22 protein-coding genes and 1 pseudogene are annotated in these 26,999 nt (G+C 59.5%); 10 read left to right on the top strand and 13 right to left on the bottom strand.

Features of this window, described 5'->3' with window-relative positions; all coding sequences use genetic code 11:
* Nucleotides 1–2: 2 nt before the first annotated feature.
* Nucleotides 3–1,028 carry an S-methyl-5-thioribose-1-phosphate isomerase gene (gene mtnA / locus ABLV08_RS10370; protein WP_234275875.1) on the bottom strand — a complete coding sequence of 342 codons (1,026 nt, stop codon included), beginning with the start codon at nt 1,026–1,028 and terminating at the stop codon, nt 3–5.
* A 104-nt stretch (nt 1,029–1,132) separates the two neighbouring features.
* Between mtnA and mtnK the strand changes: the two genes are divergently transcribed.
* Nucleotides 1,133–2,332 (top strand): S-methyl-5-thioribose kinase, encoded by a 1,200-nt coding sequence (gene mtnK, locus ABLV08_RS10365; RefSeq protein WP_348855820.1) that lies wholly within the window; start codon nt 1,133–1,135, stop codon nt 2,330–2,332.
* 8 nt (nt 2,333–2,340) lie between these two features.
* Here mtnK and ABLV08_RS10360 read toward each other — a convergent pair whose 3' ends face one another.
* From ABLV08_RS10360 to ABLV08_RS10350, 3 genes are read right to left on the bottom strand one after another with little or no spacing between them, the layout of a single operon-like run.
* Nucleotides 2,341–3,405, bottom strand: coding sequence for a sugar ABC transporter substrate-binding protein (locus tag ABLV08_RS10360; protein ID WP_149270597.1), 1,065 nt, complete (start codon nt 3,403–3,405; stop codon nt 2,341–2,343).
* Nucleotides 3,406–3,425: 20 nt separating this feature from the next.
* On the bottom strand, nt 3,426–4,424 hold the full coding sequence (locus tag ABLV08_RS10355; protein ID WP_015367760.1) for an ABC transporter permease: 999 nt from the start codon (nt 4,422–4,424) through the stop codon (nt 3,426–3,428).
* A complete protein-coding gene (locus tag ABLV08_RS10350) occupies nt 4,421–5,923 on the bottom strand; it encodes a sugar ABC transporter ATP-binding protein (RefSeq protein WP_348855818.1) in 1,503 nt (500 codons plus the stop codon). Before ABLV08_RS10350 ends, ABLV08_RS10355 begins: the two co-directional genes overlap by 4 nt.
* Before the next feature lie 160 nt (nt 5,924–6,083).
* Between ABLV08_RS10350 and ABLV08_RS10345 the strand changes: the two are divergent.
* The 4 genes and pseudogenes from ABLV08_RS10345 to ABLV08_RS10330 form a co-directional block, all read left to right on the top strand.
* Nucleotides 6,084–6,172: pseudogene (locus ABLV08_RS10345) on the top strand (hypothetical protein); the annotation flags it as partial.
* Nucleotides 6,173–6,229: 57 nt separating this feature from the next.
* Complete coding sequence (locus ABLV08_RS10340; RefSeq protein WP_213197628.1) at nt 6,230–6,973, top strand: 3-oxoacyl-ACP reductase family protein; 744 nt, start codon at nt 6,230–6,232, stop codon at nt 6,971–6,973.
* A gap of 183 nt (nt 6,974–7,156) precedes the next feature.
* Entirely contained in the window at nt 7,157–7,459 is a 303-nt protein-coding gene (locus ABLV08_RS10335; RefSeq protein WP_015367763.1) for a type II toxin-antitoxin system RelE/ParE family toxin, read from the top strand.
* Nucleotides 7,434–7,838: a helix-turn-helix domain-containing protein gene (locus tag ABLV08_RS10330; RefSeq protein WP_015704715.1), complete on the top strand. Its 405-nt coding sequence runs from the start codon at nt 7,434–7,436 to the stop codon at nt 7,836–7,838. Before ABLV08_RS10335 ends, ABLV08_RS10330 begins: the two co-directional genes overlap by 26 nt.
* Here ABLV08_RS10330 and ABLV08_RS10325 read toward each other — a convergent pair.
* From ABLV08_RS10325 to entC, 7 genes are all read right to left on the bottom strand, one after another.
* Nucleotides 7,835–8,032, bottom strand: coding sequence for a YbdD/YjiX family protein (locus tag ABLV08_RS10325; protein ID WP_002893903.1), 198 nt, complete (start codon nt 8,030–8,032; stop codon nt 7,835–7,837). The genes ABLV08_RS10330 and ABLV08_RS10325 overlap by 4 nt on opposite strands.
* Before the next feature lie 79 nt (nt 8,033–8,111).
* A complete protein-coding gene (gene cstA / locus ABLV08_RS10320) occupies nt 8,112–10,217 on the bottom strand; it encodes a pyruvate/proton symporter CstA (protein WP_234275873.1) in 2,106 nt (701 codons plus the stop codon).
* 268 nt (nt 10,218–10,485) lie between these two features.
* Nucleotides 10,486–10,899: a proofreading thioesterase EntH gene (entH, locus tag ABLV08_RS10315; RefSeq protein ID WP_015704714.1), complete on the bottom strand. Its 414-nt coding sequence runs from the start codon at nt 10,897–10,899 to the stop codon at nt 10,486–10,488.
* On the bottom strand, nt 10,900–11,655 hold the full coding sequence (gene entA / locus ABLV08_RS10310; RefSeq protein ID WP_015367767.1) for a 2,3-dihydro-2,3-dihydroxybenzoate dehydrogenase EntA: 756 nt from the start codon (nt 11,653–11,655) through the stop codon (nt 10,900–10,902). It abuts the gene before it with no gap.
* Complete coding sequence (gene entB / locus ABLV08_RS10305; RefSeq protein WP_015367768.1) at nt 11,655–12,506, bottom strand: enterobactin biosynthesis bifunctional isochorismatase/aryl carrier protein EntB; 852 nt, start codon at nt 12,504–12,506, stop codon at nt 11,655–11,657. Before entB ends, entA begins: the two co-directional genes overlap by 1 nt.
* A gap of 13 nt (nt 12,507–12,519) precedes the next feature.
* Nucleotides 12,520–14,127, bottom strand: coding sequence for a (2,3-dihydroxybenzoyl)adenylate synthase EntE (gene entE, locus ABLV08_RS10300; protein ID WP_015704713.1), 1,608 nt, complete (start codon nt 14,125–14,127; stop codon nt 12,520–12,522).
* Between the two features lie 9 nt (nt 14,128–14,136).
* Nucleotides 14,137–15,312 carry an isochorismate synthase EntC gene (gene entC, locus ABLV08_RS10295; RefSeq protein ID WP_045361975.1) on the bottom strand — a complete coding sequence of 392 codons (1,176 nt, stop codon included), beginning with the start codon at nt 15,310–15,312 and terminating at the stop codon, nt 14,137–14,139.
* Between the two features lie 187 nt (nt 15,313–15,499).
* Between entC and fepB the strand changes: the two genes are divergently transcribed.
* Together fepB and ABLV08_RS10285 are read left to right on the top strand one after the other, a co-directional pair.
* Complete coding sequence (gene fepB / locus ABLV08_RS10290; protein WP_046884126.1) at nt 15,500–16,459, top strand: Fe2+-enterobactin ABC transporter substrate-binding protein; 960 nt, start codon at nt 15,500–15,502, stop codon at nt 16,457–16,459.
* A gap of 228 nt (nt 16,460–16,687) precedes the next feature.
* On the top strand, nt 16,688–18,820 hold the full coding sequence (locus tag ABLV08_RS10285; RefSeq protein WP_348855817.1) for a glycosyl hydrolase family 18 protein: 2,133 nt from the start codon (nt 16,688–16,690) through the stop codon (nt 18,818–18,820).
* 58 nt (nt 18,821–18,878) lie between these two features.
* Here ABLV08_RS10285 and entS read toward each other — a convergent pair whose 3' ends face one another.
* Nucleotides 18,879–20,120 carry an enterobactin transporter EntS gene (gene entS, locus ABLV08_RS10280; RefSeq protein WP_348855816.1) on the bottom strand — a complete coding sequence of 414 codons (1,242 nt, stop codon included), beginning with the start codon at nt 20,118–20,120 and terminating at the stop codon, nt 18,879–18,881.
* A gap of 112 nt (nt 20,121–20,232) precedes the next feature.
* On the opposite strand from entS, the gene fepD reads away from it, so the two are divergent.
* Genes fepD through fepC form a run of 3 tightly spaced genes read left to right on the top strand, consistent with a single transcriptional unit; the run spans nt 20,233 to nt 23,020 of the window.
* Nucleotides 20,233–21,240, top strand: coding sequence for a Fe(3+)-siderophore ABC transporter permease (gene fepD / locus ABLV08_RS10275; protein ID WP_015367774.1), 1,008 nt, complete (start codon nt 20,233–20,235; stop codon nt 21,238–21,240).
* A complete protein-coding gene (gene fepG / locus ABLV08_RS10270; protein WP_015367775.1) occupies nt 21,240–22,229 on the top strand; it encodes an iron-enterobactin ABC transporter permease in 990 nt (329 codons plus the stop codon). The genes fepD and fepG overlap by 1 nt, the downstream gene beginning before the upstream one ends.
* Nucleotides 22,226–23,020, top strand: coding sequence for an iron-enterobactin ABC transporter ATP-binding protein (gene fepC / locus ABLV08_RS10265; RefSeq protein ID WP_015367776.1), 795 nt, complete (start codon nt 22,226–22,228; stop codon nt 23,018–23,020). Before fepG ends, fepC begins: the two co-directional genes overlap by 4 nt.
* Nucleotides 23,021–23,107: 87 nt before the next feature.
* Here fepC and entF read toward each other — a convergent pair whose 3' ends face one another.
* Nucleotides 23,108–26,989, bottom strand: coding sequence for an enterobactin non-ribosomal peptide synthetase EntF (gene entF, locus ABLV08_RS10260; protein ID WP_348855814.1), 3,882 nt, complete (start codon nt 26,987–26,989; stop codon nt 23,108–23,110).
* Between the last annotated feature and the right edge of the window lie 10 nt (nt 26,990–26,999).

The following is a 26,999-nucleotide window of genomic DNA, read 5'->3' as shown; positions in this document are numbered from 1 at the left end:
CGTTACGCCAGCGGCGCAAAAATACCGTCCGCCACCTGCTGTGGCGTGACCACGCCGTTATCCAGCACCCAACCGCTGATTAACGCAGCTGGCGTCACGTCAAAGGCCGGGTTATAAACCGGCGCGTTTTCTGGCGCCCACTGCACAGCGCCAAAGCTGCCTTTTACGCCGGTCACCTCTTGCGCCGCACGCTGTTCAATCGGGATCGCCGCGCCGTTCGGGCAGTAGCGATCGAGAGTGGTTTGCGGCGCCGCCACGTAGAAAGGAATACGATGATAGTGAGCCAGCACCGCCAGCGAATAGGTCCCAATTTTATTCGCCACGTCGCCGTTGGCGGCGATACGATCCGCGCCGACCCATACCGCATCAACCTGCCCCTGCGCCATCAGGCTGGCGGCCATTGAGTCGGTAATAAGCTGATACGGCACGCCCAGCTCCCCCAATTCCCAGGCGGTCAGGCGCCCGCCCTGCAGCAGCGGCCGCGTCTCATCGACCCAGACGTTAGCCACCTTGCCCTGTTCATGGGCCAAAGCGATAACCCCCAGCGCGGTGCCGACCCCCGCCGTCGCCAGGCCACCGGTATTACAGTGGGTCAACAAACGGCTACCCGGCGTTACCAGCGCATTGCCAGCTTCGGCAATGCTGGCGCACAGCTGTTTATCTTCCGCAATCAGGCGTAGAGCTTCGCTCTCCAGCGCCTGCGGATAGTCTTCCTGCGCCAGCGCCTGCTTCATACGATCGAGATTATTCATTAGATTGACCGCCGTCGGCCGCGCCGCGCGCAGGGTTTCCAGCGCCTGAGCAAGCTCGTCGCGGGATAAGCCGCGCTGCGCCAACAGCGCCAGCAGCAGACTGGCGGAGAGACCAATCAACGGCGCGCCGCGCACCCGCAAAGCATGAATATGGTCTACCAGCAGCGCAACGTTATCCGCCGCCAGCCAGCGTTTTTCCTGCGGCAATGCCTGTTGATCGAGAATAAAAAGCTGATTTTCGCTTACCCGCAGGCTGGTGGTCTGTAGTGTCTGCATATCGTTAAATCCCTGTTGCGTTGTTGTATCACATTGTGTCAGGATGAAATCCAGATGTATAGACGTCTGAACGGCTTAATTCAGCACTTTTGAGGATCGAGGCAATGTCGCAATACCATACCTTCACGGCCAGCGATGCGGTGGCTTACGCACAACAATTTGGCGGGCTCGACGATCCGTCTGAGCTGGTGTCGGCGCAGGAGGTAGGCGACGGCAATCTCAATCTGGTGTTCAAAATTTTCGATGCTCAGGGCGTGAGCCGGATTATTGTTAAGCAGGCGCTGCCCTACGTGCGCTGCGTCGGCGAATCCTGGCCGCTGACCCTCGACCGCGCGCGCCTCGAAGCACAGACCCTGGTCGCGCACTACCAACACAGCCCGCAACATACGGTACAAATTCTCCATTTCGATCCCGCTCTGGCGGTCATGGTAATGGAAGACCTGTCCGACCACCGTATCTGGCGCGGCGAGCTTATCGGCAACGTCTACTATCCGCAGGCGGCGCGCCAGTTGGGCGAATATCTGGCGCAGGCACTGTTCCACACTAGCGATTTCTATCTCCATCCGCATGAGAAAAAAGCGCAGGTGGCGCAATTTATCAATCCGGAAATGTGCGAGATCACCGAGGATCTGTTTTTTAACGATCCGTATCAGATCCACGAGCGCAATAACTACCCGGCGGAGCTGGAAGAAGAGGTTGCCGCCCTGCGTGAGGACGCTCAGCTTAAACTGGCGGTCGCGGCGCTGAAGCACCGCTTTTTCTCACAGGCCGAAGCCCTGCTGCACGGCGATATTCATAGCGGCTCCATCTTCGTCGCTGAAAATAGCCTTAAAGCCATCGATGCGGAATTTGGCTATTTCGGCCCTATCGGTTTTGACGTCGGCACCGCCATTGGCAATTTGTTGCTTAACTATTGCGGTCTACCTGGCCATCTCGGCATTCGCGATGCCGCCGCCGCGCGCGAACAGCGGCTCAACGATATACAGACCTTGTGGCACACCTTCAGCGAGCGTTTCCAGACGTTAGCAACGGAGAAAACCCGCGATGCGGCGCTGGCCTGCCCCGGTTACGCCTCAGTATTCCTCAAAAAAGTATGGTGCGATGCCATTGGATTCTGCGGAACTGAACTGATACGCCGCAGCGTCGGGCTTTCACACGTCGCCGATATCGATTCGATTCAGGACACGGCCATGCGCCACGAATGCCTGCGCCATGCAATTACGCTCGGCAAAGCGCTGATCGTCATCGCCGAGCGTATCGATAGCGTGGACGAACTTATCGCCCGCGTACGTCAGTACAGCTAACCGCGTGATTATTTATGTTGGGCTTCCAGGGTGGCAAACCACGGGGCAATAAAGTCTTCGGTCTGCCCCCAGCCAGGGATGATTTTCCCCAGCGACGCCACGTTGGCCGCCCCCGGTTGTGCCGCCAGCAGCGCCTGCGGAATGGCCGCCGCTTTGAAATCGTAGGTAGCCGGGGTGCTTTCCCCGGCAATCTTATTGGCAATCAAGCGTACGTTGGTGGCGCCAATGAGTTTCGGGTCGACCGCCACGCTAACCTTCCACGGACTACCGGCCTCCCGCATCAACTGTAAATCCTGATTGGAAATATCGATGCTGTAGAGTTTGATTTCGCTGCGCCCGTTTTCTTTCAGCGCCTTATAGGCTCCCTGGCTAAAGGCATCCCATGTCCCCCAGATGGCGTCAATTTTACCTTTAGGATACTTAGCCAAAATTGCGCCGACCTTGTTAGCGGTGTCACCCTGCACGTCGGATGAAACGGCGCCGATAGACTCCAGCTCTTTAATCCCCGGATTTTGTTTAAGCAGCGTCTGGTAGGCTGCCTGGCGGCGCTCCATTGGCGGGAAGCCTGCCACCCATAGCTTGATAATGTTGGCCTTGCCGTTGAAGTCTTTTACCAGTTGGCCAAAAGAGAGCTCGGTCAACGAGGCGTCATCCTGCTGGCTAACCGTCACGCCGGGGACGGCTCCCTGCACCGCGGTATCGAACACCGCCACTTTGATCCCGGCATCGACCGCTTTTTTCACCAGCGCGGTCGAGTAGGGATCGCGCCCCTGGGAAAGAATAATACCGTCGTATTTCTGGCTAATGGCCTGATTGACGAAATCCTGGAACTTCGCGTCATCACCGTTGCTCAGGAAAGCGCTGACTTTAAAACCGAGCTTTTTACCTTCCTGAATCGCCCCGGCGACAAACTGGGTAGTGTTATCGTCAGAACCGAGATTGCGAATCACCGCGATGCGGATCGGGCCGTTATGCTCAGCTATCGCCGCCGGAACCGGCGTCGGGGTCTGCGCCAGCGCTGCCATCGACTGCAGCAGGCCCAGCGCCATAAGAGAAAGTGCTATCTTTTTCATTTTGTTTACCCTGTAAAGTGTTAGGTACGGCGCTGAAAATAGGTCAGTGCCAGCGCGCCAGCCAGCACCAGTCCTTTAATAATGTCCATCGCGTAATAGGGCACCGACAGCATCACCAGGCCATTGGAAAGCACGCCAAGGATAACCGCTCCTACCAGCGTCCCCAGCGCATTCGGTTTGCCGGAGCCCGCCAGAGAAAAGCCGATCCACGCCGCCGCGACCGCGTCCATCAGGTAACCGCCGCCGGCGTTCACCTGGGAAGAACCAATCCTTGATGCCAGCAGAATGCCGCCCAGCCCGGCCAGCAGCGAGGCAATCACGTAGGCCGCCACTTTATAGCGCGTGATCCGCAGGCCGGAGAGTCTCGCCGCCTCCGGGTTGCCGCCGATGGCGTACATCCGCCGCCCGTGGGTGGTGAACGACAGCGCCAGCTGCGCGATTAGCGTTACCACCAGCATGATAATGACGATGGTCGGAACCTGCCCCAGCGCGCCAAACGCCGCCGGAATCGTGCCTTCAGCCATATCGCCGCTCGGCAACACCATATTTTCGGTGATCGAGCCGCCGTAGCTGTAGGTCATCGCCACCCCCTGAATCACAAACAGGCTGGCAAGCGTGGCGAGCATGTCAGGAATGCGCAGCACCACGATCAGAAACGCGTTGAATAACCCCACCAGCGTACAGAGCGCGAGGGTGATCAGAATGGCTTCAGTGGTGTTCAGGCCGTGCCAGACAAACAACGAAATCACTAACGCATTCGCCAGCGACGCCGTCGACCCCACCGACAGATCAAAACCGCCAATAGTGAGCGAAATCGACACCCCGATGGCAATCACCGTCACGATAGCGATGGAGCGCAGAATGTTGATGATGTTAAAAGGGTCAAGAAAGTTATCGGAGGCTAAACCAAAGACGCCAACCAGCAGCACCACGGTCAGCAACATGCCCCATTTATAGAGAAAATCGAAAAACCGCTGACGGCCCGATACCGTCGCGTTGACTGCCAGGGCCTTACTCACGCTGCCGCTCCTCCGGTGGAGTAATAAAGAATCGTCTCTTCCCGCGCTTCGGCGCCGGGAATTTCCGCCACAATGCGCCCATCCCACAACACGCAGATGCGATCGCACAGGCCCACCAGCTCGGAAAATTCGCCGGAGGCGTAAATCACGCCCCGGCCCTCCCGCGCCAGGCCATCAATCAACTGAAACAGATCGGTTTTCGCTTTCACGTCCACCCCTTTCGTCGGCTCGTCGAAAATCAGCACGTTTGCACTGCCGCGCAGCCATTTGCCGATGGCCACTTTTTGCTGATTACCGCCGGAGAGACGGCGCAACGTCTGCCCTGGCCCGGTGGCGCGCACGCCGATACGAGCAATAACCTCCTGCGCCCACCGCCACGCCTGCCGATGGCCGAACAGGTTCCAGCGCGAAAAGCTGTTATCGGCGCTGACCGCCAGATTCATGGCGATCGCCTCATCGATGAATATCCCCTCTTTGCGCCGCTCTTCCGGCACCAGCGCCAGCCCCTGGAGGACGGAATCGGCCGGATCGCGCGGCCGCCACGGCTGGCCGTTAAGTTCGCCGTAGCGCAGTCGGCTTTTGCTGGCGCCGAATAAGGCTTTGCAGAGTTCAGTTTTCCCCGCGCCCGCCAAGCCGGCGATACCGAGAATTTCCCCCTTATGCAGGCGTAGCGAGATATCCTGCAACAGCGCTTCGTCATGCAAACCGTCAACCTTCAACAGCACCTCTTCGCCATGCGGCGGACGCGCAGGCGGGAAACTATCGCTCAACTCGTGGCCGAGCATTTTTTCGACGATCTGTTCGCCGCTGAGTTCGGCCATCGGCCCGCTTTCGATTAAACGGCCATCGCGCAGCACCGTCAGGGTGTCGCAAATCGCTTTCAGTTCATGAATACGATGCGAAATAAAGACCACGCCGATCCCCTGCTGCTGCAGACGACGAACCACCGCAAATAAGCGTTCGCTTTCGTGCTGATCCAAGGGCGCGGTGGGTTCATCAAGAATCAAAAAACGGCAGTGGTGCGACAGTGCGCGAGCCAGCAGAATTTGCTGCTTTTCGGCAAGGGTACAGCTATCGATTGAACGTCGAACGTCCAGCGCAATATCAAGCTGCGCCAGCGCTTCGCGCGCCTGCTGACGCACCCGCGACCAGCGAAAAACCGCACCCGGTTCAGCCAGCCTGTCCAGCATGATGTTTTCCGCAATGCTCAGCCCCGGAACCAGCGCAACATCCACCTCCTGCTGTACCAGATGAATCCCCAGTTGCTTTGCATCGCGCGGCGAACGAATGCTAACCGGCTGGTTATTGATCACCACTTCACCTTCGTAATCGGCATGCGTCCCGCACAACACCGCCATCAGCGTCGATTTGCCTGCGCCATTGGCGCCGGTCAGCGCATGCACCGTTCCGCCCTTAAGGGTAAACGCCACCTTGCTCAGCGCCTGAAAGCCGGAAAAGGCCAGGCTAATGTTATGCATCTCAAGGCGATTCACGCTCATCACCCTCCCCAGGCAATTAATATTCTGATTTAACGAATTTTTCACAGCCGCCGATGCCTGACAACTGCGTAAAAAGCATAAGCTAAAACTAAATAATATTAGCCATCTGGATGTCCAGACATAACATCAGGTTAGCCCAACACCCATAAGGAGCGCTTCCCGCCCTGGCAGCGCTTTAGCCTGCCGGCGACGTTAACCCCTGACGCTTTGCGCGCGACATTTGAGAAGGTGGAATACTTCAGCCGTTAATCACCCAGACCATCTATACCTAATGATGATTCTCACCACTCTTGTAACGAGGTCATCATGCAGATCGATTTAACAGGTAAGAAGGCGCTGGTTACCGGCGCCAGCCGTGGGTTGGGTCGCGCTATTGCGCTGTCGCTGGCGCGCGCCGGCGCCGATGTGGTTATTACGTATGAAAAATCGGCCGATAAAGCCCAGGCAGTCGCCGATGAAATTAAGGCGCTGGGTCGGTACAGCGAAGCGGTGCAGGCCGACAGCGCCAGCGCGCAGGCCATTCAGGATGCCGTCACCCATGCAGCCCGGGCCCTCGGCGGGCTGGACATTCTGGTCAACAACGCTGGCATCGCCCGCGGCGGTCCACTGGAATCCATGACGCTGGCGGACATTGACGACCTTATCAACATCAATATTCGTGGGGTGGTCATCGCTATCCAGGAAGCGCTGGTGCATATGTCCGATGGCGGACGGATCATCAACATCGGCAGCTGTCTGGCCAACCGCGTAGCCATGCCGGGCATCGCGGTTTACGCCATGACCAAGTCCGCCCTCAACTCCCTGACCCGTGGCCTGGCGCGTGATTTAGGCCCTCGCGGGATCACCGTTAACCTTGTCCATCCAGGGCCGACCAACAGCGATATGAACCCGGAGGATGGGGAACAGGCGGAAGCCCAGCGCCAGATGATTGCGGTCGGTCACTACGGCCAGCCGCAAGACATCGCCGCGGCGGTCACCTTCCTGGCCAGCCCGGCCGCCGGGCAGATCTCCGGTACGGGGCTCGACGTGGATGGCGGCCTGAACGCCTGATCGCATCTTTTCTGCAAGCCTCTGTCGCCCGGCAGAGGCCTTCCCGCGCCGCCTCGACGGGTTACGCTTTGCCTCTTACCTGCGTTTTTTCTCCGCTCTACTGTACTCCATAAGAAATTCGGAATTTATCTAATAGTCTTATTATTTCCTTATGTTTTGTGTGGGCGTACAGTGGAGGTACGGATGAAGATTGTCTGGTCAAAAACGGCAAATAAGCAATTTTCTAAAATCGATAATCGGTATAAGAACCGCATTAAATCCAGGCTGGAGAAGATGAATGATAAAGCTTCACCTATCTCGGATATCAAAAAATTGTCCTTTCCCGAAAACCACTACAGGCTGCGATTAGGTGATTACAGAGTCATCTACACCTTTGGGGATCCGCCGGACGATACCTGCTACGTAGTGGCGGTTAAACGCCGAACCACCACCACCTACCTTCATGAGGAACATACCGAATATGACTATTCAGTACATCAAGGATGAAGAAGGAAAAGACCAGTATGTCGTCATTCCTTACAGTGATTACTTTCGTATGCGCCTGGCTCTGCTGGAGTACGACGACGAGGATGAAAACAATTGGGAAGATATTTCTTATGAATCAGATATCTATGATAACGTAATGCTGCCAGGGGATGTCTGCGACGTGATGCATAAAGAAAACGTCAGCCTGCAGGCCGCGTGGCGTATCCTGCGCGGACTCTCACAGCGGGAGGTCGCGGCTAAACTCGGCATCAGCCAGTCCGCGGTGTCACAGCTGGAAGCGCTGGACTCCCGTCCGCAGAAGCGGACCCGCGAAAAACTGGCGGCGATTTACGGCTGTACCCAGGAGCAAATCAGCCTCTACTTACCGAAAGAAGGCTAGCAGCACTTCGCCCCGCCCTTACCGCCATAGCGCGCGTCCTGGCGTTCGCGAAAGAACTCTTCATAGGTCATCGGCGTCTGATCCGGGTGGGTTATTCGCATATGCTCGACGTAGTTATCGTAATCCGGCACGCCGATCATCATCTTCGCCGCCTGACCCAGATATTTTCCGGCTTTTGAAAGGGTATCGAACATAATGAGTTTCTCGCTTATTTCCCTCACCCCAGCCCTCTCCCACAGGGAGAGGGAGGAGAAGAAAGGTAGGCCAAACAGGTTAATGCGCACGCTTCGCCTGCGCCGTTAAGGTCTGCGCATCCGCGGGCATCGCTTCATACGGCGTCTCTTTCGCCGTCGGTTTATCCTCTTTCAGCGCCGCCAGCGCGGTTTTAATCGAGAACAGCGCCAGAACCACCACCACAATCATAAAGAAGATAGTCAGCCCGGCATCAAGACGGTTATTAAACACCAGCTGCGCCAGCTGCGATTCCGTATACTGCGGCGGAATGGCACCGCTGTCGATCATCGCCTGGAATTTATTGGCGATGGCCAGGAAACCGACTTTGGTATCCGGGCTAAACGACTTCTGCCAGCCGGCGGTCAACGTACAAATCAGCAGCCAGCTTGTCGGCAGCAGCGCCACCCACGCATAGCGCTGGCGTTTCATCTTGAACAGTACCACCGCGCACAGCATCAGTGCCATCCCTGCCAGCATCTGGTTGGCGATACCGAACAGCGGCCACAGGGTATTAATACCGCCCAGCGGATCGACCACCCCTTGATGCAGGAAGTAGCCCCACGCCAGGACGCACAGCGCGGTCGCCAGCAGGTTAGCCGGCAGCGAGCTGGTTTTTTTCAACCCGGGGCTAATCACGCCCAGCAGATCCTGCAGCATGAATCGCGCCGCGCGGGTGCCGGCATCGACCGCCGTCAGGATAAACAGCGCCTCAAACAGAATGGCGAAGTGGTACCAGAAAGAGACATCCATCAGCCCGCCCAGCGAGCCGTGCAGAATGTAAGCCATCCCCACCGCCAGCGTCGGCGCGCCGCCGGCGCGTGAAATAATCGACTGCTCGCCGACCTCGCTGGCAATCTGGCGCAGCGTATCCGGGGTTATGCTAAAGCCCCAGCCGCTCACCACCTGCGCCGCCGAGGCCACAACATCGGTGGTTCCCGCCGGCGCCAGCACCGCCATCGGGCTGTTCATCGCGAAGTAGACGCCCGGATCGATAATACAAGCCGCCACCAGCGCCATAATGGCGACGAAGGATTCCATCAACATGCCGCCGTAGCCGATAAAGCAGGCCTGCCCTTCGTTGGCCAACATTTTCGGCGTGGTGCCGGAGGAGATCAGCGCGTGGAAGCCGGAAACCGCGCCGCAGGCGATGGTGATAAACAGGAACGGGAACAGGTTGCCGGTCCATACCGGGCCGGTGCCGTCAACGAACTTCGTCAGCGCCGGCATGGTCAGCGTCGGGCGCATAATCAGGATGCCAATCGCCAGCCCAACGATGGTGCCGATTTTCAGGAACGTAGAGAGATAGTCGCGCGGCGCCAGCAGCAGCCAGACTGGCAGTACCGCAGCCACAAAGCCGTAACCCACCAGAATCCAGGTCAGCTGTACGCCGGTGTAATCAAACCACGGCGCCCAGGTCGGGCTTTCCGCCACCCAGCCGCCGGAAATGATCGCGAACACCAGCATCACCAGGCCTATCACCGACACCTCGCCGATGCGCCCCGGGCGCAGATAGCGAATATAGATGCCCATAAAAATCGCCAGCGGGATGGTAAAGGCGACGGTGTATGTCCCCCACGGACTGTGGGTCAATGCTTTCACCACGATCATCGCCAGTACCGCGAGGATGATCACCATGATCATAAAACAGGCCACCAGCGCCAGTACGCCAGCGGTTGGCCCCATCTCCTCTTTAACCAGTTCGCCAAGCGAACGGCCATCGCGACGGGTCGAAACAAACAGCACCATAAAGTCCTGCACGGCGCCGGCCAGCACCACGCCGGCGAGGATCCAGATCATCCCCGGCAGGTAGCCCATCTGCGCGGCAAGCACCGGGCCAACCAGCGGCCCTGCGCCGGCAATCGCCGCAAAATGGTGACCGAACAGCACTTTTTTGTCAGTCGGAACATAATCGAGGCCGTCGTTATGTCGTACCGCCGGCGTCATCCGCGTTGGGTCAACGCCGAGGACGGTTTTGGCGATATACAGGCCGTAGAAACGATACGCGATCAGATAAACGCAGACCGCCGCGACGACAATCCACAGCGCATTTATCTGCTCACCCCGGTTTAAGGCGATATAGCCGAGGGCAAAGGCTCCGATCACGGAGAGCAGTGTCCAGATAAGGTATTTCCCTGAATTATTCATTGTTGTGGTCCACCGGTAGGGTAATCAGGATGTTACAGTTTGTTTCTAGAACACAACGCAGAGTTTAACAACTTCGAAACAGCGCAGATGCCATGCCGCGGCGGAGATTTGTCTCACATTGCTAGCGAGATCACTTAAGGCAGGAAAATAAATGAAAGGATTACCGTGAACGGTGCCGTTTTTTTGTCGGGTGGCGGCTAACGCCTTACCCGACCTACAGATCCGTAGCCCGGCTCAGCGCAGCGCAAGCCGGGGAAATAGCAGCGTCTTAGCCAAGCACCGCGGTTCCCAGACGACAGGTGCAGCAGCGCCGCCCTTTTTCGTCATACACCACAATTTCCCAGCTCTGACTCTGGCGGCCAAGATGCAGCGGTCGGCATTCGCCGCGCACTTTACCGCTGGAGACCGGACGATGGTGGGTAGCGTTAAGCTCGGTGCCCACCACACATTGCCCTTCTTCGGTCATCAGCCAACCGGCCATCGAGCCCAGCGTCTCCGCCAGCGCCGCGGAAGCGCCGCCGTGCAGCAGACCAAACGGCTGATGCGTGCGCGCATCCACCGGCATCTCCGCCTCCAGCAGCGCCTCCTCCAGCCGGGTGTAGACAATACCCAGATGCGCCACCATGGTGTTTTCGCTACTGGCGTTCAGCGCCGCAAGCGTGAGCTCTCGTTTCCAGGCCATCTACGCCCCCAGCGTCGAGCCGCCATCGACCACAATATCCTGCAGCGTAATATGGCTGGCGTGAGAAGAGGCGAGGAACAAAATGGTATTGGCGATCTCCTGCGGTCGGGCGATTTTGCCCAGCGGGATGCCAAGCTTAAACTGCTCGCCAAATCCGCGGATCCGCTGCTGTTCAGCATCTTCATTAACCCACAGGGTACGTTGCATATCGGTGTCGGTGGAGCCCGGCGATACCAGGTTGCAGCGCACGCCGCTGCCTGCCAGCTCAAGCCCGACAGTCAACGCCAGGCTTTTCAGCGCCGCTTTCGAGGCGCCATAGGCGCTCATGCCGATACGCGGCGTATGCGCGGCATCGGAGGCGACGGTGACGATCGCCCCGCCCCGCTGACGGCGGAACTGCGCCATCGTCTGCTGAAACAGATTAAACGCGCCGCCGACGTTCACCGCGAAAGTCTGCTGCCAGTCCTCCGCGCTCAATTGATCGGTCGCCCCCATGCGCAGGATCCCGGCGGCATTCACCAGCACGTCCAGTCGTTCGATATCGTTGAGCAGACGCGCGCAAACGTCGCGTACCTGGTCGGCATCGGCGACGTCGAGCATTTCGGTGGCAAACGGATAACCTTCGCCGTCAAAGGCAAGGTCGAAACCGGTGACGTTGGCCCCGGCCTCGACGAAAGCCAACGCGGTGGCATAGCCAATGCCTTTACCTGCGCCAGTCACCCACACGGTCTGGCCGTGAAAATCCAGCGCCGCCATTATTTCACCTCGCGGGAGAGCAGCGCCCACCAGGCGTCGATGGTCGGGTTTTTCGCCAGCATCACGAAGTCGATATCGCCGTGTACTTTGCGCCAACGGGCGGCCAGCGCCATCATACGCACCGAATCCAGACCGTAGTCGATCAGGTTTTCATCATCCAGCGGTTCGTCGGATTCGTCGAGCAGCGGCAGAATTAGCGCGCGCAGCGCCGCTTTGGAGGCCGGCAGCGGCAACAATTCTTCGGTCATCACCACGCGTCCAGAACGGCCGGCGACGTATTTAAGCGCCATCAAATGCTCTTCGCGGCTGAAATCTGCCAGCGCGTCGGCGACAAAGAACGGTTTGATATCGCGCATAAAAGCGTCGGTGGCGGTGGTCATGCAGCCGATATGGGCGTAAACGCCGGTGATGATCAGCTGGTCGCGGCCGGTCTCTTTCAGCATCTCTTCAAGCGGTGAGCGATGAAACGCGCTGTAGCGCCATTTCACCAGCACCGTATCCTGTTCATCCGGCGCCAGCGCGGCAATCACCTGCTGCTGCTCCGGCGATCGGGTCAACCCCGGTCCCCACATATCATTCAGCAGGGCGCGGTCTTCATCGCTCTGCTCTTTCGGCTGGGCGGTGTAGTACACCGGAATGCCGTTTTGTTTGCAGAAGTCGCGCAGGGCGGCGATATTGGCCACCACTTTTTCCATCATCGCGCTGTTTTCGCCCCAGAAGTTGAGGAAATACTCCTGCATATCGTGGATCAGCAGCGCGGCGCGCGACGGCTCAAAGGCCCAGTTAACTTTGTTGGCCGGAATATCGCTGGCTTCCGGCAGCGCGTAAGCCTGTAATTTAGGGATTGCCATTTTCTGTTCTCCTTCAGCCCAGCTTGCCTTCGGCCAGCCACTGACGTAATTGTTTTTTATCGACTTTGCCCACCGGCGTCAGCGGCAGCGCGGCAACGCACTCCACGCGATCCGGCAATTTAAATTCCGCCACGCCCTGCTCGCGCAGGAAACGGCGCACCGCGACGGCGCGCAGCGGCGATGTCACCACCAGATAAGCGCAGCTCTTCTCGCCCAGCAGATTGTCTTCAATGCTAACCAGCGCGGCGTGGATCACCGCCTCATGGCGCAGCAGCAGGTTTTCTATCTCTTCAGCGGCGATCTTCTCGCCGCCGCGGTTGATCTGATCTTTTTCCCGGCCCTGGACGGTGATATAGCCATCTTCATCGATCGAAATCAGATCGCCGGAGCAGTAAAATCCATCGGCATCAAAGGCTTCAGCGTTATGTTGCGGACTGTTGTAATAGCCGCGGAAGGTATAAGGGCCGCGGGTCATCAGACGGCCCACTTCGCCGCGCGGCAGCGGGTTACCGTCGGCATCCGCCACCCACACTTCGTCGTCAGGACACATCGGGCAACCCTGGGTGTTGATAATTCGCTGCGGGCTATCGTTGAGGCGGGTGTAGTTAACCAGCCCTTCCGCCATGCCGAACACCTGCTGCAGCTGGCAGCCGATTTCCGCCGGGATACGCGCGGCGAGCGTCGCGGACAGGCGCGCTCCGCCAACCTGCAGCAGCTGCAGCGATTGCAGTTGCGCGTTGCTGCCCCATTCATGAATAGCCTGCAGCCACAGGCTGACCGCCGGCGGCACCAGCGACGCGACGTTAATCTGATGTTTTTCGATCAGCGGGAAACACAACGTGGCGCTCGGGTCAGCGGCGAGGATCACCCGGCCGCCGGCGAGAAAGACGCCCAGCGATCCCGGCGAGCTCATCGCATAGTTGTGCGCCGCCGGCAGCGCGTTGAGATAGCGCGTGTCGGCGTTAATACCGCAGATCTCGTTGCTGCGGCGGATACTGTAGTCGTAATCGTTATGGGTTCGCGGAATAAGCTTCGGCGTCCCGGTGCTGCCGCCGGAGAGCTGGAAAAAAGCCACTTCGTCAGCCGGCGTCGGATTGGCGACAAAGTTATCCGCCGTGCGGTTAATTTCCGTTGCCAGGTCGCGCTCGCCGCCATCGTTACGCAGCAGCGCGACACGCAGCGAAGGATGCTCAGCGATAAAACCATTAAGGAAACTATCGTCAGCAAACAGCGCGTGCTCGCGATCGGCAATCAGCAGCACCGGTTTAATCTGCGCGGCATAGGCGTTGAGTTCGCTGCGCTGATGGCTAAACAAAGCGTTAACCGGTGCGACGCCGATGCGCAGCAGCGCAAAGAAAGTAATGTAGAACTCGGCGACGTTGCCAAGCTGCACCAGCGCGGTTTCTCCGCGCTTGAGTCCCTGATGCTGCAGGGAGGACGCGAGGTTATCCACCAGTTGGTTAAACTGGCGGTAGCTAATCTGCCGCTCGCCGTCGATAATCGCCACGGCGTCATTGTCCGCATGACGAGTAATCAGATTGGTTAACGGCAGATCCTGCCAGTAGCCTTTTTGACGATAGCGGGCCGCAAACTCTTCCGGCCAACGGGTAAATGCAATCATCCTTGCCTCTTAATTCAAGCCAAATACGTTGAGCATGGTGGTGAGTTTGACGCCGGTTTCACGCCATTCGCCCAGCGGCGAAGAGGCCGGGACGATACCCGCGCCGGCAAACAGGCGCAGCGAGCGTTGATGTAAGCGCGCGCAGCGGATGGTCACTACCCATTCGCCGTTGCCTTCGTCATCGCACCAGCCGACAATGCCGCCAAACAGTTGGCGATCGAAGGGTTCGAGCTCGGCAATCAGCCGCTTCGCCACCTGGTGCGGGAAGCCGCTCAGCGCCGGGGTCGGGTGCAGCAGGCAGGCCAACGACATGGCGTTTTCTTCCGCCAGCGCCGTACCTTCGATCGGCGTCGCCAGATGCCAGAGCGTCGGGGTGGTAATCAGCTGCGGCGATTCCGGTAGCGACAATTGGCTACTGCGCGGGCCCAGCACGCTCTTCATCGCCTGCGTCACCAGCTCATGCTCATGGCGATCTTTGCCTGACGCCAGTAGCTTATTACCCGCTTCCCGGTCCAGCACATCGTCAGGCTGGCGGCGGGCGGAGCCGGCCAGCGGCAGCGAACTGAAGTGCAGTCCTTCTTTACGCAGTAGCAGTTCCGGGCTGGCGCCCAACAATACCCCGCCATCAGATAGCGGGACATGGAAATTAAAGCTCGCCGGGTTCTGGGCGATCAGCCGTTCCAGCAGCGCGCCGCTATCAACCCGGTCGCGGGTCGTAATATCAATCAGCCTTGATAGCACCACTTTGTCGACTTCCGGAGTCGCCGTTAGCGCGGCGGCGCGTTCCACCATCGCCAAAAACTCGTCCTGTTCCGGGATCTCCTGACGATCGACAACATCCATCGCCTTGAGCGGCGCCGCATAACGCGCGGACTGCTGTTTGTCGGTACGGGAGAAGGTTTCCCAGCGTTCGGGAATATAGAGCTCGGAAGGCTGATTGGTGTCGAACGGGATCGCCCCGACCATGACCGGCTTGCGGATCCCCGCCGCGCGGGCCTCGGCAAATGCGGCCGCCATTTTCTGCTGGAACTCGCCGTTCAGTGAATCACCGCCGACGGCAGGTTGGGAAAAACGGCTAAAACAGCCGGTGGTGCTGAAGCTGCGGTACGGCGACATAAAGAAGAAGCTTTGCGGCGACAGGGTCTGCGTTTTTTCCTGTACATCCTCAGCCAGTGACGTTTCCATATCATCCTCCAAAAACGATAAAGATATTAAGAATAATTATCATTTATATTTTTGTTGGCTAACCTAAAAGGTATTGCTCTCCTTGTCAACCGCACAAACAGCAGGTTATGCGACTTACACTTGCATCCGGACAATACAATGTTGAAAATGAGACGTATTTACTACAACTGACTCAGGATGCGAATTCGTGAATTTTGCCACTTTTTGCCGTCGTACTTTACTCGCCAGCGGGCTGTGCCTTTTAGGAATTAACTCAGCGCTGGCGGCAGACTGGCCGCGTCAGATCGTCGATAGCCGCGGCACTCATACGCTGGAAAGCCAACCGCAGCGCATCGTCTCGACCAGCGTCACCCTCACCGGCTCGCTGCTGGCTATTGATGCGCCGGTGGTCGCCAGCGGCGCGACCACGCCGAATAACCGCGTGGCAGATGCGCAGGGCTTTCTGCGCCAGTGGGGCGATGTCGCTAAAAAGCGCAACCTGGCGCGACTGTATATTGGCGAACCCAGCGCCGAAGCGGTGGCGGCGCAGATGCCGGATCTGATTCTGATAAGCGCCACCGGGGGAGATTCCGCGCTGGCCCTGTACGACCAGCTGTCGACTATCGCGCCGACGCTTATCATCAACTACGACGATAAAAGCTGGCAGACGCTTCTTACCCAATTAGGGCATATTACCGGTCACGAAAAGCAGGCGGACGCGCGCATTGCCGAGTTCAATAAACAGCTCGTTTCGTTAAAAGAGAAACTAAAGTTGCCGCCGCAGCCGGTCACCGCGCTGGTTTATACCGCCGCGGCGCACAGCGCCAATATCTGGACGCCGGAATCAGCGCAGGGTCAGATGCTGGAACAGTTAGGCTTTAAGCTGGCGACGCTGCCGGGTAACCTGCACACCAGCCAGAGCCAGGGTAAGCGTCACGACATCGTACAGTTAGGCGGCGAGAATCTGGCGGCGGGTATCAACGGCGAAAGCCTGTTCCTGTTCGCCGGCGACCAGAAAGACGCCGAGGCCATTTACGCCAACCCGCTACTGGCGCACCTACCGTCGGTTGCCGCTAAACGCGTTTATCCGCTGGGGACCGAAACCTTCCGTCTGGACTACTACAGCGCCATGCTGGTGCTGCAGCGTTTATCGGCGCTCTTTGCCTGACTCTCTCCCCGGCGCCCTGCGCCGGGATCTCATTTCACATCATCACCCACATCATCATGTTGTTATAAAAGAATTTTTTATTTCTTTCCTCTCTTGGTACCTCATCGGCGCCTCACGCGAATCATCATCGTTTCAGGTGTTGTTTTGTGATTAGCCATCGTCGCCGCCTTCCCTGAATATCTGCCCCACACCACTTGAGGTGGACATTCAACTCAGAAGGAACTTACCGTGACCACTAGCAAATTGATCAAGGGCGATACCCTGACCGAAACCAGCAACGCCGCAGATGGTTTTAACCCGGCAACTGAAGTCAGCAACTACAGCTATACGTCAGACCGCGTCGCTAAACCGGTCTATAACAAATACAAAAGCGCGACCACCAAACCAAAGGTCTTTGGTTACTACACCGACTGGTCTCAGTACGATGGCCGCCTGCAGGGCAGCGATGCGAAAGATAACCGCGGACGCGGCTACGACCTGACCAACGTCTCCCCTACCGCTTACGATAAAATCATCGTTGGTTTCGTCGGCGTGACCGGCTTCCATAAAGTGGATGGCCTGTGGCGTGATGTGGTGGCCGAAGGGGCTGAACAGTGCGGCAAAGTCAAATATGAACCGACTTTCCTCGACCCGTGGGGCGACTTCCAGTCTTACGTTAACGTTGGCCACAGCGTCAGCGGCTGGGATGTCGATCCGAAAACCGTAACCCAGACAAACACCAAAGGCCTGCTCGGCGGTCTGCGCGACCTGCAGGCGAAAGCCAAACAGCAGGGCCACAACCTGGTGCTGTCCATGAGCATCGGCGGCTGGAGCATGAGTAACGGTTTCCATGAAACCGCGGCATCTGATTCCTCGCGTAAAACCTTCGCTAAAGGCGTGGTGAAGCTGTTCAAACAGTTCCCGATGTTCAGCGAAGTGGATATCGACTGGGAATACCCGAACGCCGAAGGCGCCGGCAACCCCTACGGCCCGGAAGATGGTGAAAACTATGCGTTACTTATTGCCGAACTGCGTAAGCAGCTGGATTCTGCCGGCCTGAGCGATGTCAAAATCTCTATCGCCAGCTCCGCCGTGGTGAAGACCTTTGATTATTCCAACGTCAAAGCGCTGATGAATGCCGGTCTGTACGGCATCAACGTCATGACCTATGACTTCTTCGGCACCCCGTGGGCGGAAAGCATCACCCACCACACCAACCTGAAAGCCATTGAGCAAGGCGGCTGGGCGATTAACACCATCGTTGAACATCTGCTGGCGGAAGGTTTCCCGGCTGAGCGCATCAACATCGGTTACGCCGGTTATACCCGTAACGGCCGCAACGCCGAGCTGGAATCCCTGTCTCCACTCAAAGGCACCTATAACCCGGGGAACGGCACCACCGTCGGTACCTTTGAATCCGGTACCAACGAATGGTATGACGTCATTTATAACTACCTGGATCTGGAAAACCAGAAAGGGCGTAACGGCTTTAACGTCTATACCGATCAGGTTGCTGACGCTGATTTCCTCTACAACCCGGAATCCAAACTGTTTATGTCGCTGGATACCCCGCGCACCGTCAAAGCCAAAGGGGAATACGCTGCCAGTCTGGGCTTAGGCGGCCTGTTCACCTGGACTATCGACCATGATAACGGCGTGCTGGTTAACGCCGCCCGTGAAGGTCTGGGCTACGAAATCGCCTCTGAAGTTATCGATATGGAGCCGTTCTATTTCGAAGGCATTAACGTTGTGCCAGCTGATGAACAAGAAGACGATAAGTCAGAAGATGAGCCAACTGAACCGACGGTAAACCATGCGCCGGAAGCGGCAATTGAAATGATGGTCGTAGGCGGCTCCCGCGTACGCCTGTCCGGGGAAAAATCGTCTGATGAAGATAGCGACGAGCTGAACTACAGCTGGGGCGTGCCGGCAGCCATTGATGTTGCGGATAAAACCGCCGCGGTTATTGAGTTCGATGTACCGGAAGTCACCGCGGATACCGAGTTCACTTTCACGCTGTTCGTTCGCGATACCTGGGGCGAACCGTCAACCCAGCAGCGCTTTATCCTCTCCGTTGTCGTGGCTTCCGGGGACGGTCAGAGTGATGACAAGCCAGCCGATGAGCCGGCAGATGAACCTGCTGACGAAGAAAAAGAGACTGATGACACCACGCCTGCGCAGGATGATGACGTGGTACCATCTGACGACGCCACGCCTTACCCGCTGTGGGATGCCAAAACCGTTTATGGCGGCAACTGGGGTACCTTTGAAACCGTGAGTTGGAAAGGCCACAACTATCAGGTGAAATGGTGGTCTCAGGGCAACCAGCCTGACCTGTACTGCGGCCAGTTCGACGTCTGGAAAGATCTCGGCGCGTACTAAGGGTTATAAATGAAGCCAGGCCCCGGAGCAATCCGGGGCCTTTTTGCTGTTGTCGCGCTTAACTTTCGCAGGCCTGCTCCGGACGCTGAAAACGGCGTAGCTCGCGCAATAAGCCAATCAGTAATACGCCAACAATCACCAGCGCCCAGCCGCTGGCGCTGGCTGAAGCCACCGGGGTCATTACCGCCCCTAATCCACCCAACAGTGCCGCGCCAATAGCATCGCCGGTCACGTTCTGCGCGGTCCACAGGCCATTAATGCGCCCCAGCATATTTTCCGGCGTTTGCGTTTGGATCAGCGTGTACTGTAGCAGCGAGCTTATCGCGCTCAGCCAACCAAACAGCGCCAGACAGAGCGCGCCCAGCGCCCAGAACGGCATCACGCTGAACAGCGCAATCGCCACAAACGACCCTACCGTCGTTATCAGCATCAACGCCCCCGGCTTCGCGGTATGCGCCAGTTGTCCGCTGGTTAACGCCCCCAGCGCCGCGCCAAGCGGAATGGCGGCATACAACAGGCCAATCTGCGAATTTGACATCTGCCAGCCTTCCGCCAGCGCCGGATAAAGCACCCGCACCGCGCTGGCCATCGTCAACAGGCCGCCGAGCAGCGCAATGCCGCCAATAAGCGGGCTATTAAAGAGAAATTTCAGCCCCGCCAGCAACGATTTCAGCGGATGCTCGCGCGGCTGCGGCGGTGGCGGCAGCAGCGGCAGGCGTAGCAGCGTCAGGGTGGTAATGAACGTCCCCGCCGCCGCCAGGCCATAGTTCCAGGCCACGCCGCCGGTCGCCAGCAATAGCCCGCCGATCATCGGCGATATCACCGAACCGAGACGCACGGTCAGCATGGTGATCGCTCCGGCCTGCATCAGGTTTTTGCGGCCGACTAAAGCCGGCGTTGCCGCCAGAAGCGCGGTCACGCCCAAAGAGGCGAAGAAGCCATCCCAGATCCCCAGCAGGTAAATTGCCGCCAGCGAGGGTTCCGGTAGCATAGCGTTCAGGCACAGGCCGACGAAGCCCACGCCGCAGGTGCCACGCGCCAGCAGGATCAGGCGTTTGCGTTCATAACGGTCGGCCAGCACGCCGCCGACCATCAGCCCAATGAACATCGAACAGCCGGTCAGCATCACCGAGAGCCCCACCTGCCAGGTCGAATGGGTCATCATCTGGATTTGTACCGGGATCGCCACGCCCAGCAGGCCAAGCGACAGGATAGAGATAAAGCGAGCGATAAAGACGGCGCGGAACGCCGGATGGGTGCGCAGGAGGCTGACATCAAGCAGCCGGGAAGGTCGGTTCATGCAAGGGCCTTGTCGTTATTTTTCATACCATTTTTATGGTTTCTCATGGTAACATACCTGAATAAAATCGATAACGATAATTAATATCATTATCATATCAGGGATTTGAACTATGTCGTTTTCTACGACCACGGTGCGCGCCGTCGCCGTGCCTGGTCTCTTGTTACTTTTAGCTCTCGCGATTGCGCTCAGCCTGCTTATCGGCGCCAAACCTCTGCCGCCTTCGGTGATTGTCGATGCCTTCTCCGGCAGCTGTCAGAGCGCCGACTGCACTATCGTACTGGATGCCCGCCTGCCGCGTACGCTGGCCGGATTGCTGGCCGGCTGCGCGCTTGGCCTCGCCGGCGCGCTAATGCAAACCCTCACCCGTAACCCGTTGGCCGACCCGGGCCTGCTCGGCGTCAACTCCGGCGCCAGCTTCGCCATCGTGCTCGGTGCGGCGCTGTTGGGCATCACTTCGCCGCAGGAGCAGTTGCTGATGGCCTTCTGCGGCGCCTTCGTCGCGTCGCTACTGGTCGCGTTTACCGGCAGCCAGGGTGGCGGCCAGCTTAGCCCGGTGCGCCTGACCCTCGCGGGCGTGGCGCTGGCGGCGGTCCTGGAAGGCTTATCTAACGGCATCGCCCTGCTCAACCCGGACGTGTATGACCAGCTGCGCTTCTGGCAGGCCGGCTCGCTGGATATTCGCACCCTGCAAACGCTGAAAATCGTCCTGCTGCCGGTGCTGATTGCCGCCGTGGTAACTCTGTTTCTTAGCCGGGCGCTGAACAGCCTGAGTCTCGGCGCCGACACCGCCACCGCGCTCGGCAGCCGGGTCGCGCGCACCCAGTTAATCGGCCTGCTGGCGATAACCGTCCTGTGCGGCAGCGCGACGGCGCTGGTCGGCCCTATCGCCTTTATCGGCCTGATGATGCCGCATATGGCGCGCTGGCTGGTGGGGGCGGATCACCGCTGGTCATTGCCGGTTACGCTGCTCGCCACCCCCGCCCTGTTGCTGTTTGCCGACGTGCTTGGCCGCCTGTTGGTGCCTGGTGAATTGCGCGTTTCGGTGGTCAGCGCCTTTATCGGCGCGCCGGTGTTGATCTGGCTGGTTCGCCGTCAGCCGCGAGGAGGTGCGCTGTGATGGCTCCCTCCCGCCGCCTGATGTTCTGCTGCCTGCTGCTGATCGCCGCCAGTCTGCTGGTGTCCCTGCTCGGTCTGGGTAATGGCCTGGTGCCGCTCAGCATTGAACAGGTGGTTTCTGCGCTGCTCGGTGACGCGCCGCGCAACGTCAGCATGGTGGTCACCGAATGGCGCTTGCCGCGCGTGCTGATGGCGCTGCTGATCGGCGCCGGGCTTGGCGTCAGCGGCGCCATTTTTCAGTCATTGATGCGTAACCCGCTGGGTAGCCCGGACGTGATGGGCTTCAACACCGGCGCCTGGAGCGGCGTGCTGGTGGCGATGGTGATGTTCGGCCAGAACCTGACCGCCATCGCGCTGGCGGCGATGCTTGGCGGCGTGCTGACCTCGCTGGTGGTGTGGCTGCTGGCGTGGCGCAACGGCATTGAAACCTTCCGCCTGATCATTATCGGCATCGGCGTGCGCGCCATGCTGGTGGCATTCAATACCTGGCTGCTGCTGCGCGCGTCGCTTGAGACCGCCCTTTCCGCCGGGTTGTGGAATGCCGGTTCGCTCAACGGCCTGACGTGGGGCAAAACCTGGCCATCGGCGCCGCTGATCCTGCTGATGTTAGCGTGCGGCGCGCTGCTGGCGCGGCGGATGCGACTGCTGGAGATGGGCGACGATACCGCCTGCGCGCTGGGGGTTCAAGTCGAACGTTCACGCCTGCTGCTGATGCTGGTGGCGGTGCTGCTGACCGCTTCCGCCACCGCGCTGGCCGGGCCTATTTCTTTCGTCGCGCTGGTCGCCCCACATATCGCCCGGCGGATAAGCGGCACCGCACGCTGGGGGTTAACCCAGTCGGCGCTGTGCGGCGCGCTGCTGCTGGCGCTGGCCGATTACTGTGCCCAGCGCCTGTTCATGCCTTATCAGTTACCGGTAGGGGTGGTCACCGTCAGTCTTGGCGGTATCTACCTCATCGCGTTATTAATTCAGGAGTCCCGCAAAAAATGACCGCTGTAACTTCCCGTTTGCGCGGCGACCAGTTGACCCTGGCCTACGGCAAAAAGACCATCGCCGAATCGCTGAACGTCACGATTCCTGACGGCCATTTCACGGCGATTATCGGCCCCAACGGCTGTGGTAAATCAACCCTGCTGCGCACCCTCAGCCGCCTGATGACCCCGTCCAGCGGCCACGTTTATCTCGATGGCGAGCAGATCCAGCACTACGCCAGCAAAGAGGTGGCAAAGCGGATTGGCCTGCTGGCGCAGAATGCCACCACGCCCGGCGATATCACCGTACAGGAGCTGGTGGCGCGCGGGCGCTATCCGCACCAGCCGATGTTTACCCGTTGGCGTAAAGAAGACGAAGCAGCGGTAAATAACGCGATGCGGGCGACGGGTATTGTCGACCTCGCGCTGCAGAGCGTGGATACCCTCTCCGGCGGCCAGCGCCAGCGAGCGTGGATTGCGATGGTACTGGCGCAGGAGACGGCGATTATGCTGCTTGATGAGCCGACGACCTGGCTGGATATCAGCCATCAGATCGACCTGCTGGAACTGTTAAGCGAGCTGAATCGCGAGAAGGGATATACGCTGGCGGCGGTACTGCACGATCTCAATCAGGCCTGTCGTTACGCCACCCATCTGATCGCCCTGCGCGACGGTAAGATCGTGGCCGAAGGCGCGCCGAAAGAGATCGTCACGGCGGATCTGATTGAGCGTATCTACGGTCTGCGCTGCACGATCATCGACGATCCGGTGGCGCATACGCCGCTGGTAGTGCCGCTGGGTCGCCGATAATCTTTTCTATACCATCTCAACCATCGCATTCCCGGCTTGCGCTGTGCTGAGCCGGGCTACCCAAAACGGGTAGCCCGGGCTCTACCGTTACCCCAGAATCTCCCGCACTACCGGGCCTATCGCTTCAAAGGCCTGCGGCGAGATAATCTCGACGTGGGCGCAGTTCTGGCTGAACACCTCCAGCTCGCCAACCCATGGCCCCCATGCGACCTGCGGATCCATCCCTTTCTGGCGCGTTTTCTCCGCCACAAATAGCGTTGTCTTGCCGTCAAACTTCGCGCTGTGTGCGGTCGTCAACAGGCGCACCGCATCGGCGTAGTTACCTTCGATCGCGCTGAACAGCTCGCCGGAAGCCTGCCCCTGCTGAGCGGCGAGAAACGCTTCGCGCTCGCGGGCGATTTCCGCCAGCACTTCGGGATCCAGACCGTTCGCCTCTTTCTCCGCCCAGTTTTGCGTCTCCGGCGGCCAGGTATCCAGCAGGCCGAGGAACGCCACCTCTTCGCCGCGCTGGCGTAAACGGGCGGCAATCCCCTGCGCCAGCGTTCCGCCGAGCGAATAACCAAACAGATAGTAAGGCCCATGCGGCTGCTGCGCTAAAAGCGTGCGCAGATGGTGCTCGCAGACTTCGTCGAGGTTGGCGGTGGAAGCCATCGGCCCCGTCGGACGCGGCGACTGAATACCGGTAATTGACCAGCGCGGGTTAAGATAACGCGCCAGCACGCTGAACTGCCAGGCAAAACCGGAGGCCGGATGGAAGCAGAACAGCGTCGGACCGTCGCTCTCGCGCAGCGGCAACAGCGCATCGAAGCCCAGGCGCTGCGCCTGCTCGTCGCTCAGGTCAGAAGCCAGCAGCGCGCTCAGCTTGCCGACTGTCGAAGCGACCATCACCTGCCCCGGCGTCACCTGCCGCGCCAGCTCGCGGCTAAGCTGCGCCGCCAGCCTCATCGCCAGCAGCGAATGGCCGCCGAGGGCGAAGAAATCGGCGTCGATGTCATTTACCTCGCAGCCCAGCAGCTGACTGAACGCCGCGGCAACGGCCATTTCGGTAGCCGATTGCGGCGGGCGACCGCTGCGCTCGCTGCTTAAGGAGGGGAGCGGTAGCGCTTTACGGTCCAGCTTACCGTTGGCGCTGAGCGGGAAGGATTCCAGCTGGATTAACACCACCGGCACCATGTGCGGCGGCAGCTGTTCGCTAAGACGGGCCTTCAGCGCCGCCACGTCCAGCGGCTGGCCGGACTCGCTCACCAGATAACCGACGAGCTGGCGGGCATCGCCGCCGGTGGCCGCCGCCTGATTGAAGACGCAGGCGTGGCACACCGCCTGCGCGACGTCCGGCAACGCCGCCATCACCCGGTCGATCTCGCCAAGCTCAATGCGCTGGCCGCGAATTTTCAACTGATCGTCGCTGCGGCCAAGATACTCTACCGCCCCGTTATCCAGCCAGCGCGCCACATCGCCGGTGCGGTACATGCGCTCGCCGGGGGCAAACGGGTCGGCAATAAAGCGGCTGGCGGTGAGATCAGGTCGCCCCATATATCCCTGTGCCAGCTGAATGCCCGTTAAGTACAAATCACCCGCCACGCCCGGCGGCACCGGGCGCATGGCGGCATCAAGAATACGTAATCCGGTGTTCCATACCGGCCAGCCGATAGGCACGCTGTTGCCGGTTACCGCCGCCAGCTCTGGCCCGCAGGCGGGATACCAGCTGACATCCACCGCGGCTTCCGTCGGCCCGTACAGGTTATGCAATGGCGCGCCGGTTAAGCGCTCCCATTCGCGACACAGTTCCGTCGGCAGCGCTTCGCCGCTACAGAAAACGCGTTTTAGCGTCCGGCAGGACGACACATTATCGCTATCCAGCGAGGCGACAAACGCCGCCAGCATCGACGGAACAAAGTGGGTAGTGGTCACGCCGTACTGCGCGAAGAACCGCTGCATCGCCTGTGGATCGCGATGCGCCTCCGGCGCCGCCATCACCAGCTGGGCGCCGGTCATAAACGGCCACCAGAACTCCCATACCGAGACATCAAAGCTGCACGGCGTCTTCTGCGCCACCACATCGGCGGCGGTTAACGGATAGTGATTTTGCATCCACAGCAGGCGGTTCACGATGGCGGTCTGCCCGACCATCACCCCTTTCGGCCGTCCGGTGGAACCGGAGGTGAAGATGATATACGCGGTATGTTCCGGTTTTGACAGCGCCAGCGGCGTATCATCTTCAGCAGCCAGCGGCTGCTCATAACACAAGCTGGTCAGTCCCGGAATATCGCTAAAACGGGCCAGTTGATCGTCAGAGGTAATCAGCAGCGAAGGCCGCGCATCTTCCAGCATCATCCGCAGACGATCATCCGGGTAGCCGGTGTCCAGCGGCAGCCAGGCGGCGCCGGCTTCGACAATGCCGTGCAGCGCCAGCGTCAGGAACACCGAACGCGGTAAGGCAACCGCCACGCTATCCCCCGGCTTCACGCCGCGTTGCCGCAGCAGGTTGGCCAGCGCCACCACCTGTTGGCGCATTTCGCGGTAGCTAAAGCGCCAGTTGGCATCCGCCAGCGCCGGGGCATCCGGCGTTTTCCGCGCCTGTTCCGCCACCAGCGCGCTGAGGGTAGTGGTCGGCAGTGGCATCGCGGTATTGTTGATCAATGCCAGCTGCGCGCCTTCTTCCGCCGACAGCATCTCCGCCTCGCCGCAGCGTAGCGCCGGATTGGCGGCGAACTGCGCCAACAGCGCAGTCAGACGCGACACGTGGCGGTTCAGCGTCGCCTCATCATAACGCGCTTTATTGGCGAGGATCTCCAGCGACAGGCCGCCGTGTTCGTCCGGGAACAGTGCCAGCTCGAAGTCATTCACCGGGCCGGTGGCGAGGGTATGCGTCTGCGCCTGCACGTCGTCGATATCCAACTGGTAATCAAAGACTTTGATGTTCAGCACCGGGCCAAACAGCGGTTCGTCGCCCGCCGCTTTACCGCTATCGCGGACAATTTGCTCGGCATCGTAGCGCTGATGGCGGCGCATTTTTTTCAGTTGTCCGGAGAGACGCGTCGCCAGTTGCGCCAGCGTCTCCTGCGCGTCGATATTCACCGCCAGCGGCAGTACGTTGAGTACCGGGCCGGTGGCGGTCAGCGCCGCCGATCCCATGCGGCGCATAAAGATAAAGCCAGCCGCGTAATCCATTCGGCCGCACAGCCGCCCCAGCCACAACGTCGTCAGCGCCAACGCCAGATCGGCGCGCTGGCACTGCGGCGCGCTGGCCGCGAGTTGGCTGAAGACAGCCGGATCGGCCTCCAGTTTCAGGCGCCAGATATCGCTGCTGGTCGCCCGCCCGGCCAGCGGCGCGTGTGATAGCGAGGCCGGAGACGGCAACGCCTGACGCTGCGCCTGCCAGAAGGCTTTATCGCGCTGCCACGCCTCGCTGCCGTAGTAGCGCTGATACTCTTCCACCACTTCGGCGAACGGCGTAAACGGTGAATCCGGCGTCTCTTCGCCGCGTTGCCAGGCGCGATAAATAGCGGCGATCTGGCGGGTAATGGCCGGGAAACTAAAACCATCGACCAGTAAATGGTGATAGCGCTGATACCAGTACCAGCAGTCGTCGCCAACACGCATGAGCTGATGGCAGACCAGCGGATTACCGCTGTCGACGCGCAGATTCTGCCCGAGATCGCTTTGCATCAGCGTCAGCGCGGACATATGCGGATCGGCCTGCTGGCGCAGGTCAACGCTTTGCGGCTCGGCAAACTCGCGCGCGTCATCAACCCACTGCCACGCTTCGCCATTATCTTCGCAAAAGCGCATGCTCAGGGTATCGGCCTGCTTAAGCCCGGCGACGATCGCCTTACTCAGCAGCGCCGGATCAAGATTGCCGCGCAGTTCAACATAGTGGGCAACGCTCCAGGCGCCGGGTAGCGTGGAGAGGCGTTCAGCCATCCAAATTCCCGGCTGCGCCGCAACCAGCGGTAAACGTGTACTCATCGAAAGCTCC

It is taken from the genome of Klebsiella sp. CN_Kp088, assembly GCF_040064335.1.
GTDB lineage: Bacteria > Pseudomonadota > Gammaproteobacteria > Enterobacterales > Enterobacteriaceae > Klebsiella > Klebsiella aerogenes.
The sequence above is the reverse complement of the archived record's forward strand: the minus strand, read 5'-3'. Positions and strand labels throughout refer to the sequence as shown.